We start from the raw sequence: 16020 nt of genomic DNA on the forward strand, positions 1-16020 counted from the left end.
ATTGCCCGCCGGTCGCTGGCTGGGTAGGGTAGGGGCAGAACGAAAAAGGGCCGCAGAGGCTAAGACCATTCGGTCAGGCCCCTGACATTGTGGGAGCGGGCTTGCTCGCGAAGGCGTCGTGTCAGTCAACATCAACGTTGCTGACCCACTGCCTTCGCGAGCAAGCCCGCTCCCACAAGGTTTGCGGCCCTTTCTGCATTTCAGGAACAGGCGTTTCAATGGTTTTTTTCACTCGCTCGATCGCCTTGCTGCTGGCGCTGGTGTTGACCGCCGGATGCGAAAGGCACGACGCGCCGCCGCTGGATCAGCAACTCTACGTCTGGCAGCGACAGTGGACGCCGGCCCACGACGCCGCCCTCAGAGACAGCCGTGCCGACTTTTCAACGTTGCGGGTGCTGGCCTTGCAGGCCTTCCCCGAGGCCGGCTGGAGCCGTGCCCGCATTGATCCGGTATTGCTCAGGCGCGATGGTCGGCCGGTGATTGCGGTGGTGCGCCTGGACGGGCAGCTCAAGGCACTCAATCAGCAAGAGGTCACCGCACAGATCCATCAGGTGATCAGCGACTGGCAGGGGCAAGGGTTGAACCTCGCTGGCGTAGAAATCGACCACGATGCCGGTAATACCCGGCTACCTTCGTACCGCGAATTTCTCGCGCATCTGCGTGAAGCATTGCCGACTTCGCTGCCGCTGAGCATCACGGCGCTGCCGTCCTGGCTCGACAGTCATGAACTGCCGGCGTTGTTATCCACAGTCGACAGCAGCGTGTTGCAGGTGCACGCGGTGAGCGATCCGCGTCGTGGCTTGTTTGATGCCGATCAGGCCCGGCAATGGGCGAAGGCCTGGAGCCGCGTCACGACCAAACCGTTCTATCTGGCGCTGCCAGCCTACGGCGTGGCGTTGCTGCCGTCGGCGGACGGCGCACCGGTTGTGGAGAGCGAAGTGACGCTGGAGCGCGAAGGCCTGCGCCGGGAATTACTCGCCGATCCGCAGTCACTGCGCACCCTTGGCACCGAACTGCGTGATGATCCACCCGAGCATCTGGCGGGCTTGATCTGGTTTCGCCTGCCATTGGCCAACGACCGCCGGGCCTGGAGCTTGACCACCTTGCGCGCCGTGGCGCGTGCTGATGTCCTCGACAGTCAGTTGACGCTGCAACTCTCGGCCGACAATGGGCTCTATGACATCGGCATCAGCAATCAGGGCAACCTCGACAGCGCCTGGCCCGAACGCCTGACACTCGCGGTCAGCGGCTGTGACGGGGCCGATGCCTTGGCCGGTTACGCGTTGCAACAGCGACCGGATCTGCTTACCTTCACCCGCCTGCGCGATGGCCGAATTCCGGCCGGCGGACAGCGTGCCATCGGTTGGGCTCGCTGCGCACACATTGATCAAGGAGGTTCGAATGTTCACCCGTAACTGGCCGCGTCATTTGCTTTGCCTGAGCCTCAGCATGCCGCTGGGTTCGGCGCTGGCCTGCGGCCCGGACTTCCCCATGCGCCTGCTGGATAACCGTGGCCAGTCGCTGGCGGAACTGCCCGAAGGCAACTTCAGCTTTGAAATCAGCCGCCTCGGCCACGCCATCAACGGCTTGAAGAACGTCACCGCTGGCGCCGACTATAGCGATCAACCTGACGCGGTAGCGCTACGGGATCAGGCCGAACAGGCGGGACTTTCCGCAGAGCAACAAGTGTTGGTTAAACACCTGCGCGGCCTGACGGATGCCCGTCAGGTTGAAACCGAAGGCGCGCAACTGCCGCCCGAACTCAGGTGGTACCTGGCGGGCGCTGTGGCATTTGGCGCGGGTGATAATGCCTTGGCCGCCGGGTATTTCAAGAAAGTCCTGGCCTTGCCCGCCGAGCAACGGGCTTCGCGCAGCACCTGGGCGGCTTACTCGCTGGGGCGCGCGTTGTTCGCCATGAGTGCCGAAGCCAATGCGGCGCCGGATCTGCTCGAACAATCGGCAAAGGCCTTCGAGCAAACCCGGCAACTGAGCATCGACGGCTTCAGCGATCTGCTGGAACTGGGTGTCGCCAGCCTCGGCGAAGAAGCCCGGGTCGTGCGCACTGCCGGTGACTGGAACCGAGCCATCGAGCTGTACGCCACGCAGAATCTGCACGGCTCCGCGGTGGGCTATTCCTCGTTGAAGCTGTTGATGGCGGACCTGATGACGCTGCCGGATGATCAAGTGGCCGAGTTGCTCAAGGGCCAGCCCGTGCAGCAGTTGGTGACAGCGTCCCTGATCAGCCGCTTGGGCTGGTCGTTTGGCGAGCAACCACCGAACGAACAGAAAATGATCAAGCTGTTGCAAAACAGCACGCGCGGAAGTCTCGAAAACGCCGACCGCCTGGCGGCGATGAATTATCAACAGGGCGATTACGCCAGCGCCAAGGCGTTCCTCGAGCATGCCGGCGATGGCGGGTTGGCCTGGTGGCTACGGGCAAAACTGGCGGTGCGCGACGGCGACAAAACCGCGGCCGCCGCAGCCTATGCCAAAGCGGCCCAGGCCTTCCCGAAGAATGAATCCTGGGGCGAGCGACGCACTCCGGACTACGACTACGAAACGCTTCAGCCCAAATGCCGGGTCGAGGGTGAAAGTGCGATCCTCGCCCTGCAACGCGGGGATTACCTGCAAGCCTTCGATCAGCTGTATCGCAGCCAAAGCATTTACTGGTTCGACGCCGCCACTGTTGCCGAGCGCGTGTTGACCCTCGAAGAACTCAAGCACTACGTCGACACGCAAGTGCCGGCCCCGCCACCGCTCACCCAGCAGGAACGTGACAACTACGTGCCCTTGCCAGTGGCAGCGAGCCTGCGCAATTTGCTGGGGCGGCGTTTGTTGCGCGAAGGCCATTACGAGCAAGCGCTGGCGTACTTCGATAATGACGGCTTGCGGCACAAGGCCAGGTTGTACGGCGAGCAACGCCAGGCGGCAGATTCAGCCTGGTGGCCGACCCATCGCGCCGCTGCACTGTTCAATGCCGCCTGGACGGCGCGCGAGTGGGGCATGGATATCCTGGGCTACGAAATGGCGCCGGATTACGCCACGTTCGGCGGCAATTACATCCTCGAAAACGCCGAACTCAAGGTCGGCCCATTGATGGCCGAGGACGAAGTGAAGCGTCAGCAGGCCAGCGCCGCCCAGCCCGATCAGCGTTATCACTATCGCTTCGTGGCCACGGCGCTGGCGAGCAGGGCGGCGGATAACTTGCCTCACACCAGTCAGGCGTTTGCGGCGGTGCTGTGCGAGGCCTCGGGGTGGAACAGCAGCCTTGAGGAGCAAAGTGCGATTTATCAGCGTTATGTCAAAGAAGGGCCTTACGTGGAATGGGCCGCCGACTTCGGCCACCAGTGCCCGTACCCCGACTTCGAGAACGCCGACAAGCGCTACGTGACTCAAGTCACCGACGCGGCGCGTTCGACCTTGCGCCCGTACAAGACGCCGTTGCAGGTCGGTAGCGTACTGGCGTTCGCGGCAGTCGCGCTGTTGCTGTTCAAGCGTCGCCGCCGCAAGGCGCCATGAGGTTCAAGCCTGTTGCACAAAGGTCAGCCGCACGGCGAAACCGATCAACAGGCTGCCGAACAACCATTGTTGCAGGCGCTGGGCTGAAGGGCTGCGTTGCAGCCAACGGCCGAGTGCCGCGCCGATCAGGGCGTAAGCGCTGTCGAACAGCAGACCGACACCGACCAGCACCACGCCCAGGGTCGCAAATTGTCCGAGCACCGGCCCTGCCTGTGGGTTGATGAATTGCGGCAGCAGCACCGAGCAGAACAACAGTGCCTTGGGGTTGAGCAGGTTGGTCAGCAATCCGCGCCGGATGGCTATGCTCCAGCGCGGTTTTTCGCCGGTTGTGTCGGCGCTTCCGAGGTTCGGCAGCATCGTCGTTCGCAGGCACTGAATACCGATCCACAGCAGGTACGCGGCGCCAGCCAGGCGCACCACATCGAAGGTCCAGGGCGCCGCCTTGAACAGCGCTGCCAGCCCCAGCGCCGCCAGTCCCACATGACAACCCCGGGCGATGCCCAAACCCACGGCGGTGGCCAGCGCGGCGCCTTTGCCCTGGCGAGCACCCGTCTGCAACAGCAGGATCATGTCAGGCCCCGGCAACAGATAGACCACCGCCAGCGCCATGAAAAACATCCAGAGTCCGTCCACGTTCACCCCCATTCGTTGTCGATTCGGTCGTGCCAGTCTAGGGCCGGAGGGCAGGGCAGGTGCTTGCGTTGTCAGCTACTATCGGGGGCTGTATTGGCATAATCTGCCACTGTCTTTCACATGCACCATCGGAATCTGCCAAGCCATGAAACTCGACGCCTATGACCGCAAGATTCTCGCCGCACTGCAACGGGACGGCCGCCTGAGCAATGTGCAACTGGCAGACGAGATCGGCCTGTCGGCATCGCCGTGCTTGCGCCGGGTACGGATGCTTGAAGAAGCGGGGGTGATTCGCGGCTATCAGGCCAATCTGGATCGCGACGAAGTGGGGTTGGGGCTGACGGTGTTTGTCGGGGTCAAGGTCGAGCGCCATAACGACGAACAGGCCGAAGCCTTTCGCCTGGCGGTGACAGCATTGCCCGAGGTGATTTCGGCGTTTCTGGTATCAGGGGAGTCGGACTTTCTGCTGCAGGTGGTGGTGCCGGACCTGCGTGCCTATGACCGGTTTCTCACCGGGCGTTTGTTGAAGCTGCCGGGTGTGAGCGACATCCGCAGCAATTTTGCGATTCATACGGTGAAGGCGCCGGGGGCGTTGCCGCTGGAACATTTGCCGCTTTAGACCGAGTCGTCTGCCTTCGCGAGCAAGCCCGCTCCCACATTTGATTTGTGTGCGCCACAAAACCAATGTGGGAGCGGGCTTGCTCGCGAAGGCGATAGAACAGTCACTGCAACGCTTAAAGCTCTACATCTGCGTCGCCATCCCCTCCACATTCATCGCCGCCTGGCGCAACGCCTCGGAGCGGGTCGGGTGTGGGTGGCAGGTCAGGGCGATGTCTTCGGCCGAGGCGCTGAATTCCATGGCCACGCAATACTCGCCGATCATTTCACTGACACTCGGGCCAACCAGATGCACGCCGAGGATTTCGTCCGTGCGCTCATCGGCCAGCACTTTGGCGAAGCCTTCGGTTTCATGGTTGATCTTCGCCCGGCTGTTGGCAGTGAACGGAAATTTGCCCACCTTATACGCCCGGCCTTCGGCCTTGAGCTGCTCCTCGGTCTTGCCGACGCTGGCCAGCTCCGGCCGGGTGTAGACCACGCTGGGAATCAGGTTGTAGTTGACCTCGCCAGCCTTGCCGACGATCTGTTCGACACAGGCCATGGCTTCGTCCTCGGCCTTGTGCGCGAGCATGGGGCCGGAGGTCACGTCACCAATCACCCAGACTCCGGCGGCTTGGGTGCGATGCCCCTTGTTGGCGAGCATGCCGCGCTTGTCCGTGGCGAGGCCGACGTTCTCCAGGCCCAGGCCCTGTGTATAAGGTCGGCGCCCAATGGCCACCAACACATAATCCGCTTCAAGCAACTCGGCAGTGCCGCCTGCGGCAGGCTCGATGCTGAGTTGTACACCGGTGGCGGAGGTGGTGGCACTGGTCACTTTCGAACTCAACTTGAAGCTCAAGCCTTGCTTGCTCAGGGAGCGTTGCAGGGTTTTGCCGGCTTCGATGTCTACGCCGGGGCAGATCCGGTCAAGAAACTCGACCACCGTCACCTGCGCCCCCAGGCGCCGCCAGACCGAACCCAGCTCCAGGCCGATCACGCCAGCGCCGATCACCACCAGATGCTTGGGCACCTCGGTCAGCGCCAGGGCGCCGGTGGAGTCGAGGATGCGCTTGTTATCGATGTCCACGCCGGGGAGGGGTGTGGGTTCGGAACCGGTGGCGATGATGATGTCCCTGGCGCTCAGTTCGGTCTTGCCGCCGGCGCTGTCGGTCACCGTGACTTTGCCCGGCCCGTCGATGCGGCCCCAGCCCTTGATCCAGTCGACTTTGTTCTTGCGGAAAAGAAACTCGATGCCCTTGGTCAGCCCGGTAACGCTTTCATCCTTTTGCTTCATCATCTGGGCGAGGTTGAGGCTGGGCTTGACGTCGATCCCCAGGTTGGCGAATTCCGCGCCCATGGCCGCGTCGTACAGTTCGGAGGCATGCAGCAATGCCTTGGATGGCATGCAACCGACATTCAGGCAGGTGCCACCGAGTGTGGCGCGCCCTTCCACGCAGGCCGCCTTCAGACCCAGTTGTCCGGCGCGGATCGCCGCGTTGTAACCGCCGGGGCCACCGCCGAGTATCACGACGTCATAAGTGCTCATGGATGTACTCCTGGATCGAAAGGGGAAGGGATGGGTAAAAGTAGTTCCTGGATAAAATTACGAACGTAATATGTGCGCGCCGCAGCCTTTCGGTCAAGGCTTCAGCCAAGCGACAGGTTGGGCATCTTTAGATAGCGCGCTTGAATACGGAAATTTCACTATTTTCGTTATATCGTAACGAATTGTCCTGTAAGCGAAGACGCTCTGGGGTGGTATGCAAGTCGATCTCGATGTTGATGAAACGCCACTGGCCGGGTTGCCGCGCTTTCAGCAGGCGTTCATTCAAGGGCGAGGATTGCGCCAATTCGCCATCGGTGCGGGCGTACTCGCCACCGTGGGTGCGTTGCTGGCATTTTTTGCCGGGCTGTTCGCCTCGAAAACGCTGTGGCCAGCGTTGTTGTTGAATTCGAGCGCTGCGTTTGTGGTGCTGATAGCGGGTTTGCAATCGACCTGGTGGGTCGCCCAATGGCGTGCCCGCGCCATGAATCCCGTGACGCCGGTGGTTGTAGTGGAGGAATCCGCCGAGCCTTTGGGCTGGTATGAACGTTTGCTGGACCGGATCAGTCGGCAATCGCAAAACCTGCTCGGGCAAATTGGCGCGCCGACGCTGTGGCTTGGCGGTTGGGCATTGTTGGCAGTATTGGGCGTCGAACAGGCCTGGGACCTTTCTTTACCCCCGGCAGGGCTGGGGTTGGCAGCCACTGTCGGGGCGGCGTGCTCATTGCTGTTGGCCTTCGGCCTGTTGGTGATGGAGCGCCATCTGGCGCAGGAAAACACCGCGCAATGGCCTGAAGCCGCCGCGTTGGCGCAATTGACCCGTGTGCTGATCATCAGCCTGTTACTCGCTGCATTTTGTCTGTTGTTTGCCGATGAAACCTCGGTATGGCCCGTACGCCTGGCGGTGTTGTCCGGACTGTTGCCGGGGCTGGTGGCGGCAGAGCTGTTGCTGCGTGCGGTGTTGTCATTGTTCAGTCCGCGCCGCGAACGCCTTGAGCCGGAGCTACTGGCGCGTAGCTTTGTCGCCGACATGCTGCGCTGGCCACCACAGCCATTGCTGGCGTTACAGCACGAATTACACAACCGCTTCGGTATAGATCTGCGGCAGATCTGGGCTTTCACTTACATGCGTCGGGCGTTACTGCCGGTTTTGGGGGTGGTTACGCTGGTTGGCTGGTCGCTGACGGGCATCCATGAAATTGCGCTGCAAGGGCGTGGCATTTATGAGCGATTCGGCAAGCCGGTGGAGGTGTTTGGCCCGGGTTTGCATCTAGGTCTGCCTTGGCCATTGGGCCGGGTGTTGAGCGTCGAGAATGGCGTAGTTCACGAGTTGGCCACCAGTGTTGGCGAAACCACGTCCCCTGATCAGGCCGACCCTGCCGAAGGCCCGGCTCCGGCAATTGCCAATCGCCTGTGGGACGCCAGCCATGTGAACGACAAATCCCAAGTGATCGCCAGCAGCCGAGCCGACAAGCAGAGCTTTCAGATCGTCAACATGGATGTGCGTTTCGTCTATCGCATCGGACTGAGCGATGAGGCGGCATTGGCCGCGACCTATAACAGTGCCGATGTGCCGATGTTGATTCGCAGCACGGCCAGCCGAATTCTGGTTCACGATTTTGCCTCGCGCACCCTCGACGGTTTACTGGGTGAGGACAGGGTAGGGCTGGCGGAAGAAATCGGCCGCGCCGTACAGGCGGACCTGGAAAAACTCGACAGCGGCGTGGAAATTCTCGCCACGGTGGTCGAGGCGATTCACCCGCCGGCCGGTGCCGCCAACGCCTATCACGGCGTGCAAGCGGCGCAGATTGGGGCGCAAGCCTTGATTGCCCGTGAACGCGGTGCCGCCGCCGAAGCCACTAACCAGGCGCAGTTGCAGGCCAGCATCGCCCGTGATGAGGCGACGGCCAGCGCCCGTGAAATCAATGCGGGCGCCCAGGCTGCGGACCTGAAATTCAACGCTGAGCAGAAAGCCTATGCCAGCGCTGGCCAGGCCTTCGTGCTGGAGCAGTATTTCAGTCAGTTGTCCCAGGGTTTGGCCAACGCCAGATTGCTGGTGCTCGATCATCGTCTGGGTGGCAGCAGCAATGCGCCGACCATCGACCTCCGTACTTTCACGCTGCCGGTAGACCCCGCGCCGTCGCGTAAAACCGTTCAGCCAGGAGCTGCCAATTGAGCCAGTCCCAGACGCACGATCACGATGACCACGGCGGCCACGATCACGGCCATGGCGGGCATCACCATCACGGCCATCACCATCATCACCACGGCGATCCGCAGGAGGCCGGTCCGTTCCCGTGGCGCCGCATGGGCTGGGCGGCATTGCTGGTGGCGTTTGCAGTCGCCGCCGCGAGCCTGGTGCAGGTGCGTTCGGGGGAGGCCACAGTGATCACGCGCTTCGGCAACCCTTCACGAGTCTTGCTGGAGCCGGGGCTGGGCTGGCGCTGGCCGGCGCCGTTCGAGGCGGCGATTCCGGTGGATCTGCGGCTGCGCACCACGTCCAGCGGTTTGCAGGATGTCGGCACCCGGGACGGTTTGCGCATCATCGTCCAGGCCTATGTGGCGTGGCAGGTGCAGGGCGATCCGGACAATGTGCAACGTTTCATGCGGGCGGTGCAGAACCAGCCTGATGAGGCTGCGCGGCAGATTCGTACCTTTGTCGGCTCTGCACTGGAGACCACCGCCAGCAGTTTTGATCTGGCGAACCTGGTCAATACCGATGCCAGCCAGGTACGCATCGCCGATTTCGAAACGCAACTGCGCAAGCAAATCGATCAGCAGTTGCTCACCACTTATGGCGTGCGCGTGCTGCAAGTCGGTATCGAACGACTGACGCTGCCTTCGGTAACGCTCACCGCGACCGTCGACCGGATGCGCGCCGAGCGTGAAACCATCGCCACTGAACGCACGGCTATCGGTAAGCGTGAAGCCGCACAAATTCGTTCTACCGCCGAACGTGATGCGCGAATTGTGCAGGCTGATGCCACAGTGAAAGCGGCAGATATCGAAGCGCAATCGCGGGTCGAAGCGGCGCAGATTTATGGTCGCGCCTATGCGGCATCGCCGCAGCTCTACAACCTGCTGCGCTCGCTCGACACCTTGGGCACGGTGGTGACCCCGGGCACCAAGCTGATTCTGCGCACCGACGCGGCACCGTTCCGGGTGTTGGTAGACGGTCCGCCGAGTCTCGATAACAAGTCCGGATCGCAGCCATGAGTTTGGTTCCACGTGGAACAAATGAGTTGAGCAGCCCGTGGATTCAGGCCGGGCGCCTGGCGTTTATTGCGCTGTATGCGGTGACGGTGTTGGCGGCATTGGCCTGGGCGTTTTCCAATGTGCGGCAGATCGATCCACAAAATCGCGCCGTGGTTTTGCATTTCGGCGCGCTGGATCGCATTCAGAATGCCGGGCTGCTTCTGGCTTGGCCGCAACCCTTCGAGCAGGTGGTTTTGTTGCCGGCGGCGGATCGGGTGATTGAGCGTCGAGTGGAAAGCCTGTTGCGCAGTGATGCCGCGACGCAGGCTGATCGCGTGGCCAGTTTTGCCACGCCTATCAGCGATGCCCTCGCAGGCTCCGGCTATCTGTTAACGGGTGACGCCGGCGTGGTGCAACTCGATGTGCGGGTTTTCTACAAGGTCACCGAGCCCTATGCGTTTGTGCTTCAGGGCGAACATGTGTTGCCGGCTCTGGATCGGCTGGTGACCCGCAGCGCACTGGCACTCACGGCCGCACGGGATCTGGACACCATTCTGGTCGCTCGTCCGGAACTGATCGGCGCCGATAGCCAGGCGGCGGAACGACGCGAGCGTTTGCGCGGTGATCTGGTGCAGGGCATCAATGAACGGCTGGCCGAACTTGCTGCAACAGGGCAAGGCTTGGGCATCGAAGTGGCACGGGTCGATGTGCAATCGAGTTTGCCCAGTCCTGCGGTGAACGCTTTCAACGCGGTTCTGACCGCCAGCCAGCAAGCCGACAAGGCCGTCGCCAATGCACGCACCGAAGCCGAGAAGCTGACGCAAACCGCCAACGAGCAAGCCGACCGTACGCTGCAAGTGGCCCATGCCCAAGCGAGTGAGCGGCTGGCCAAAGCGTCTGCCGATACGGCTACCGTGTTGAGCCTGGCCAAGGCCCGGCAGCAAGGTGTCGACCCGCAGATGCTGTTGCGCATTTATCGCGAGCGCATGCCGAAAATTCTCGGCCAGGCCGCTTCAGTCACCACGGTCGATCCCAAAGACGATTCCCGCCTGATCATTCAGGGAGCTGCACAATGACCGCTCAAACCGCCGCCGCACCGAGCCTGTTGTCTTCGGCCGAACAGCGCCGCGCCGCACGCCAGTTGACCCTGGCCATGCTCGCATTGGGCCTGCTTGCACTGGGCCTGATCTGGCGTTGGCTGGCGCCGGAGCAGACCGGTGTCAGTCAGTTGCTGTTGGGGTTTGCTTCGTTGCTGGTTGCTGTACCGGTCATGCGTTCGGCCTGGTACAGCCTGCGTTATCCAAGCCTGCACGGCATCACTGATCAATTGATTGCCCTGGCCATGCTGGGTGCCTGGGCCACCGGGGATCTGCTGACAGCGGCCCTGTTGCCGATCATCATGATCTTCGGTCACGTGCTGGAGGAGCGCAGCGTGATCGGTTCCCAGGAGGCGATTCACGCCCTCGGCAAACTGACCCGCAGCCACGCGCGAAAGATTCAGGCGGACGGCTCCATCATCGAAGTCGACAACGGCACGCTCAAGGCCGGTGATCGAGTCGAGGTGCGCGCCGGGGACCGGGTACCGGCGGATGGCCGGGTGTTGTCCGGCCAGGCCAGTCTGGACACTGCCTCCATTACCGGCGAATCGGTACCGATGGAGGCCGGTGCCGGCATGTCGGTGTTCGGTGGCGCGATCAACCTCGATGGTCTGTTGCGAATCGAAGTGACCCGCACCGGCCATGAGTCGACCCTCGGCAAAGTGATTGCCCTGATGCAAAACGCCGAACGTTCGAAGCCGCCCATTACCCGCTTGCTGGAGCGCTACGCCGGCAGCTACATGGTGCTGGTGTTGCTGCTGGCGGCCGTGACCTGGTTCATCACCAACAACGCCCAGGCAATGCTCGCGGTGTTGGTGGCGGCCTGTCCTTGTGCGCTGGTGTTGTCGGCGCCGGCCACGGCGATTGCGGGTGTGGCGGTGGCGGCACGCCACGGGATTCTGATCCGCAGTTCCGCGTTCCTTGAAGAGTTGGCGGACCTGACCTCGCTGGTGGTCGACAAGACCGGGACGCTGACCTTCGGCACCTTGCGCCTGCAATCCATCGACAGCCCGCTGGAGGATCGCAGCCATGTCCTGACGCTGGCGGCGAGCCTCGGCTCGGCTAGCAGTCATCCGGTCAGCCGCGCCCTCGCGGGGTTGGTGGCCCAGGAAGATTTTCTGCTGCTGACCGACATTCATGAGCGCCAGGGCCTGGGCGTGGTGGCGATGACCGGGCAGGGCGAAGCGGCACTCGGCCGGCCGGAGTTGTTCGCGCAGCTGGGCATCAGTACAACGGCGGTTCCCGATCACGATGGTCCGATTGCCGGGCTGGCGCTCAATGGGGCGTTTCTAGCCTGGCTGTTGCTGGCCGACAGCGTCAAACCCGAGGCGCAGTTTGCCTTGGGTGAGTTGCGTGAACTGGGTCTGGGTCGTCAGTTGTTGCTCACGGGTGACCGCCATAGTGTTGCGCAAACGCTCGCCCGGGATGTCGGGATCAGTGACGTCGAAGCGCAAGCCCTGCCCGAAGACAAACTCAACCGCGTGCTCAAGGAAATCGACAGCGGCTTCCGGCCGATGGTGGTCGGCGATGGCATCAATGATTCACTGGCCCTCAAGGCGGGTGTGGTCGGTGTAGCCATGGGCGCAGGCGGTGCAGACATCGCCCTGGCATCGGCTGACATCGTGCTGATCGGCAGTGACCTGCGTCGCCTCGGCACCTGCGTGCGCCTGAGTCGTCAGTGCCGCCAGACATTGCAGGTCAATGTGATCATCGGGCTCGGCTGGACCCTGGCCATTGTGGCCTTCGCCGCGTTCGGCTGGCTCGGCGCTGCCGGGGCGATGATTGCGGCGTTGTTGCATAACCTCAGCACCTTGCTGGTCTTGGGCAATGCCGGTCGATTGCTGCGATTTCAGGAGCCATTGCTCAAGCTCAAGGACGAAGTCTGAAGGCGAATGCTCTAAACCGGGTGATTACGCGTCTTCAAATTTTTAGAACTGTGGGCGTGGTGTGTAGTCATTGGAAGTGAGGGCACATCATTTTTTTGCGTTCGCGGCGGCAGGTGTCGGCGTCGCGAATCATTGAAAATGGCTATTAATTCGATAGCCAGCTATTTTTCAAGGATGGTCTACCCTCTGATCAGACGTCTGAAACAAGGGGGATTCTCCATGCTCGCGCAACTTCCACCGGCCTTACAGAATCTGCAGTTACCGCTTCGCCTGAGACTCTGGGACGGCCATGAATTCAATCTGGGGCCGACGCCCAGCGTCACGATTGTGGTCAAGGACCCGCAAATGGTTTCCCAGTTTACCCATCCAAGCCTTGATGCCCTCGGCGCTGCTTATGTCGAAGGCAAACTGGAACTCGAAGGCTCCATCAGCGATGTGATCCGCGTCTGTGATGAATGGAGCCAGGCGTTGCTGGACGAAGATGATGACAATCAGCCTGTCCGTACGGTCCACGACAAAGAGACGGATGCCAAGGCGATTTCCTACCACTACGACCTTTCCAACGCGTTCTATCAGCTGTGGCTCGACAGCGACATGGCGTATTCCTGCGCGTACTTCGAGACCGGCAGCGAAAGCCTCGAGCAGGCCCAGCAAGCCAAGTTCCGTCATCTGTGCCGCAAGCTGCGCCTGCAACCCGGCGAATATCTGCTGGATGTGGGGTGTGGTTGGGGCGGATTGGCGCGTTTTGCTGCGCGAGAGTTTGGCGCGAAAGTGTTTGGTATCACCCTCAGCAAGGAGCAGTTGGCTCTGGCCCGGGAGCGCGTAAAAGCGGAGGGCCTGGAAGATCTGGTCGAACTGCAACTGCTCGACTATCGTGATTTGCCGCAGGATGGCCGCTTCGACAAGGTTGTCAGCGTCGGCATGTTCGAACACGTCGGCCACGCCAATCTTGCCGAGTATTGCAATACTTTGTTCGGCGCGGTGAAAGAGGGCGGGCTGGTGATGAACCACGGGATCACCGCCAAATACACCGATGGCCGTCCGGTGGGGCGCGGTGCCGGTGACTTCATCGGGAAATATGTGTTCCCCAACGGCGAGCTGCCGCACCTGTCGATGATCTCTGCGCAGATCAGTGAGGCCGGGCTGGAAATCGTCGACGTCGAAAGCTTGCGCCTGCACTACGCCCGCACGCTTGATCACTGGAGCGAACGCCTCGAAGACAATCTCGAAGCGGCTTCCAAACTGGTACCGGAACAAGCCTTGCGCATCTGGCGGCTGTACCTGGCCGGTTGCGCCTACGCGTTCGCCCGCGGTTGGATCAACCTGCACCAGATTCTCGCCGTGAAGGCCCACGCCGATGGCAGTCATGAACTGCCATGGACCCGGGACGATATCTACCTTTAAAGAACCGGCGAAATAAGCCGGGCGACCCGCATGCCGAGCTGCTGCAGGCGGTGGGTCTCCCGGCCCTCTCCTTTGGCGATTTCGTGGGCGTTGGCGAAGTCATCGTTGAGCATCTGTTCCACCTCGGCGGCAAAGGCGCTGTCGACGGTCAGCAACATCACTTCGAAATTCAGCCGGAACGAACGGTTGTCCAGGTTGGCGCTGCCGATGGCGCTGATTTCGCTGTCGATCAACACCACTTTCTGATGCAGGAATCCGGGTTCGTAACGGAATACCCGCACACCCGCGCGCACTGCTTCGAAGGCGTAGAGGCTGGAGGCGGCGTAGACGATTCGATGGTCGGGTCGAGACGGCAACAGCAGACGCACATCCACACCGCGCAGGACCGCCAGACGCAATGCTGCGAACACGGCTTCATCGGGGATGAAATACGGGCTGGTGATCCAGACCCGTTCCGTCGCCGCATGGATCGCTTCGACAAAGAACAGAGAACAGGTTTCGTAGGCGTCTGCCGGCCCACTGGCAAGCAACTGGCACAGCACGCCGTCTTCCGGATAAACCTCGGGCAGGATCAGTGGCGGCAGGGCATGAGCCACCCAGAACCAGTCTTCAGCGAAAGACTCCTGCATGCACGCCACCACTGGCCCGCGCACTTGCACGTGGGTATCGCGCCAAGGGGCCAGGGGCGGTTTCTCGCCCATGTATTCATCACCCACGTTGTGCCCGCCAACAAAGCCGAGAATGCCGTCCACCACCACGATCTTGCGATGGTTGCGGAAGTTCACCTGAAAGCGATTGAACCAGCCACTACGGGGGCCAAAAGCCTTGACCTCGACCCCGCCATCACGCAAGGCCTGCACGTAGCCGTTGGGTAGGGAATGGCTGCCGATTCGGTCATACAACAGATAGATCGCCACGCCTTCGGCGGCTTTTTTCAATAGCAAAGTGTGCAGGCGTTGGCCGAGGCGGTCGTCGTGGACGATGAAAAACTGGATCAGCACGGCCTCTTTCGCCTGGCTGATGGCATCGAAAATGGCCTCGAACGTCGACTGACCGTTGATCAACAACCGCGTCTCGTTATTGGCCAGGCACGGCATGTGTCCCAGCTTCGGCATCGCTCTGAGTGAGGCATACGCCGAGGAAGCACGGGCGGTGAGGGCTTCTTCTACCCAGGGTCGCCAGTTGAGTTCGGAAACAGCCTTGCGCATCTCCTCGTTGGCCTGCCGCCGGGCCTTGATGTAGCCATCAAAGGTGCTGCGGCCGAACATCAGGTACGGGATCAGCGTGAGGTAAGGGATGAAAAACAGCGACAGGGCCCAGGCGATCGAGCCTTGGGCGGTACGGACGGTCAACACGGCGTGGATGGCCGCGATCATGCCCAGCGAGTGCAGCAGGGCGATGGTGTAACCGAAAATATGCGGTCCGAAGTAATCCATGGGGGGCTGCCTTGCTCCTGAAGATTCAGTGCTTAACAGACCATGTTCCGTGCAGAATGTCGCTAATTAATTGGCCCATGAACCGAAGCCTGCGGCTGACGTCTAACGGCCACTACTGATCAGGAGTTACTCGATGAACGTTCGTCTGCTGGGTTTGGCCATGGCACTGGGTTTGGCACTTCCTGTGGCGGCTCACGCGCAAATGCTGCAACCAGGTTTGTGGGAGCTGACCACGAGCAACATGAAGGTCGATGAGCAGAATATGCCGGACCTGCAGTTGATCCTCGGTCAGATCCAGAGCCAGATGACCCCTGAGCAGCGTGCGCAGCTGGAAAAACAGGGGATCACCATGGGGGGTAAAGGGATCCGGGCGTGCCTGACGCCGGAGCAGGTCAAGAGCGATGACATTCCGCTGACCGATCCGCAGTCGGGCTGCAAGCAGGAAATCACCGACCGCACAGGCAACCAGTGGAAATTCCGCTTCAGCTGCCCGAGAGCCCAGGGTGCCGGCGTGGCGACATTCCTCAGCGACCGCGAATTCACCACCAAGGTCAACGGGACGTTCAACGCCACCGGCATTCAGCAGAAGGGCAGCCTCGAATCCCGCGCTGTCTGGTTGGGGCAGGATTGCGGCACTGTAAAACCAAGAGCTTAAAAGCTTCGCGAGCAAGCCCGCTCCCACACTGGATTTGTGAACGACACAGATCCAG

The 16020-nt window shown here is 61.6% G+C and carries 12 protein-coding genes; 9 read left to right on the forward strand and 3 right to left on the reverse strand.

The annotated features are described in order from the left end of the window. Window positions 1-218 precede the first annotated feature (218 nt). The gene (locus KW838_RS24070; RefSeq protein WP_218503776.1) at window positions 219-1415 is read left to right on the forward strand and encodes a DUF3142 domain-containing protein; all 1197 of its coding nucleotides are present in this window, start codon (window positions 219-221) and stop codon (window positions 1413-1415) included. Further along, a complete protein-coding gene (locus KW838_RS24075) occupies window positions 1402-3519 on the forward strand; it encodes a hypothetical protein (RefSeq protein ID WP_218503777.1) in 2118 nt (705 codons plus the stop codon). Before KW838_RS24070 ends, KW838_RS24075 begins: the two co-directional genes overlap by 14 nt. A 3-nt stretch (window positions 3520-3522) precedes the next feature. Here the strand turns inward: KW838_RS24075 and KW838_RS24080 are convergent, their stop codons facing one another. Then, window positions 3523-4152, reverse strand: coding sequence for a LysE family translocator (locus KW838_RS24080; protein ID WP_126048389.1), 630 nt, complete (start codon window positions 4150-4152; stop codon window positions 3523-3525). Window positions 4153-4297: 145 nt separating this feature from the next. Between KW838_RS24080 and KW838_RS24085 the strand changes: the two genes are divergently transcribed. Then, complete coding sequence (locus KW838_RS24085) at window positions 4298-4771, forward strand: Lrp/AsnC family transcriptional regulator (protein ID WP_007969928.1); 474 nt, start codon at window positions 4298-4300, stop codon at window positions 4769-4771. Window positions 4772-4894: 123 nt separating this feature from the next. On the opposite strand, the gene lpdA is transcribed toward KW838_RS24085, so the two are convergent. Then, the gene (gene lpdA, locus KW838_RS24090; protein ID WP_218503778.1) at window positions 4895-6295 is read right to left on the reverse strand and encodes a dihydrolipoyl dehydrogenase; all 1401 of its coding nucleotides are present in this window, start codon (window positions 6293-6295) and stop codon (window positions 4895-4897) included. 214 nt (window positions 6296-6509) lie between these two features. Here lpdA and hflK (KW838_RS24095) point away from each other — a divergent pair, with 214 nt between their 5' ends. The 5 genes from hflK (KW838_RS24095) to cfaB all read left to right on the forward strand — a co-directional run bounded on the left by hflK (KW838_RS24095) (window position 6510) and on the right by cfaB (window position 13874). Continuing rightward, entirely contained in the window at window positions 6510-8468 is a 1959-nt protein-coding gene (hflK, locus tag KW838_RS24095) for a protease modulator HflK (protein ID WP_218503779.1), read from the forward strand. After that, window positions 8465-9508, forward strand: a complete 1044-nt coding sequence (gene hflC / locus KW838_RS24100) for a protease modulator HflC (protein WP_218503780.1) — start codon at window positions 8465-8467, stop codon at window positions 9506-9508. The genes hflK (KW838_RS24095) and hflC overlap by 4 nt, the downstream gene beginning before the upstream one ends. Beyond that, window positions 9505-10563: a protease modulator HflK gene (gene hflK, locus KW838_RS24105; protein ID WP_218503781.1), complete on the forward strand. Its 1059-nt coding sequence runs from the start codon at window positions 9505-9507 to the stop codon at window positions 10561-10563. Before hflC ends, hflK (KW838_RS24105) begins: the two co-directional genes overlap by 4 nt. Next, the gene (locus KW838_RS24110; RefSeq protein WP_218503782.1) at window positions 10560-12470 is read left to right on the forward strand and encodes a cation-translocating P-type ATPase; all 1911 of its coding nucleotides are present in this window, start codon (window positions 10560-10562) and stop codon (window positions 12468-12470) included. Before hflK (KW838_RS24105) ends, KW838_RS24110 begins: the two co-directional genes overlap by 4 nt. A gap of 219 nt (window positions 12471-12689) precedes the next feature. Continuing rightward, entirely contained in the window at window positions 12690-13874 is a 1185-nt protein-coding gene (gene cfaB / locus KW838_RS24115) for a C17 cyclopropane fatty acid synthase CfaB (protein ID WP_102701947.1), read from the forward strand. Here cfaB and cls read toward each other — a convergent pair. Continuing rightward, window positions 13871-15310 (reverse strand): cardiolipin synthase, encoded by a 1440-nt coding sequence (cls, locus tag KW838_RS24120; RefSeq protein WP_102701946.1) that lies wholly within the window; start codon window positions 15308-15310, stop codon window positions 13871-13873. The two genes, cfaB and cls, sit on opposite strands and share 4 nt — an antisense overlap. Window positions 15311-15443: 133 nt before the next feature. Between cls and KW838_RS24125 the strand changes: the two genes are divergently transcribed. Beyond that, window positions 15444-15965: a DUF3617 domain-containing protein gene (locus tag KW838_RS24125; protein WP_218503783.1), complete on the forward strand. Its 522-nt coding sequence runs from the start codon at window positions 15444-15446 to the stop codon at window positions 15963-15965. The last annotated feature ends 55 nt before the right edge of the window (window positions 15966-16020 follow it).

It is taken from the genome of Pseudomonas sp. PDM27 (assembly GCF_019219205.1).
Lineage (GTDB): Bacteria > Pseudomonadota > Gammaproteobacteria > Pseudomonadales > Pseudomonadaceae > Aquipseudomonas > Aquipseudomonas laurylsulfatiphila.

Excerpts from the sequence above, each read along its gene's own strand:
- KW838_RS24070 (WP_218503776.1), top strand. The coding sequence starts at position 219 with ATGGTTTTTTTCACTCGCTCGATCGCCTTGCTGCTGGCGCTGGTGTTG.
- hflK (WP_218503781.1), top strand. The coding sequence starts at position 9,505 with ATGAGTTTGGTTCCACGTGGAACAAATGAGTTGAGCAGCCCGTGGATT.
- hflK (WP_218503779.1), top strand. The coding sequence starts at position 6,510 with ATGCAAGTCGATCTCGATGTTGATGAAACGCCACTGGCCGGGTTGCCG.
- cls (WP_102701946.1), bottom strand. The coding sequence starts at position 15,310 with ATGGATTACTTCGGACCGCATATTTTCGGTTACACCATCGCCCTGCTG.
- KW838_RS24125 (WP_218503783.1), top strand. The coding sequence starts at position 15,444 with ATGAACGTTCGTCTGCTGGGTTTGGCCATGGCACTGGGTTTGGCACTT.
- cfaB (WP_102701947.1), top strand. The coding sequence starts at position 12,690 with ATGCTCGCGCAACTTCCACCGGCCTTACAGAATCTGCAGTTACCGCTT.
- KW838_RS24085 (WP_007969928.1), top strand. The coding sequence starts at position 4,298 with ATGAAACTCGACGCCTATGACCGCAAGATTCTCGCCGCACTGCAACGG.
- lpdA (WP_218503778.1), bottom strand. The coding sequence starts at position 6,295 with ATGAGCACTTATGACGTCGTGATACTCGGCGGTGGCCCCGGCGGTTAC.
- KW838_RS24075 (WP_218503777.1), top strand. The coding sequence starts at position 1,402 with ATGTTCACCCGTAACTGGCCGCGTCATTTGCTTTGCCTGAGCCTCAGC.
- KW838_RS24110 (WP_218503782.1), top strand. The coding sequence starts at position 10,560 with ATGACCGCTCAAACCGCCGCCGCACCGAGCCTGTTGTCTTCGGCCGAA.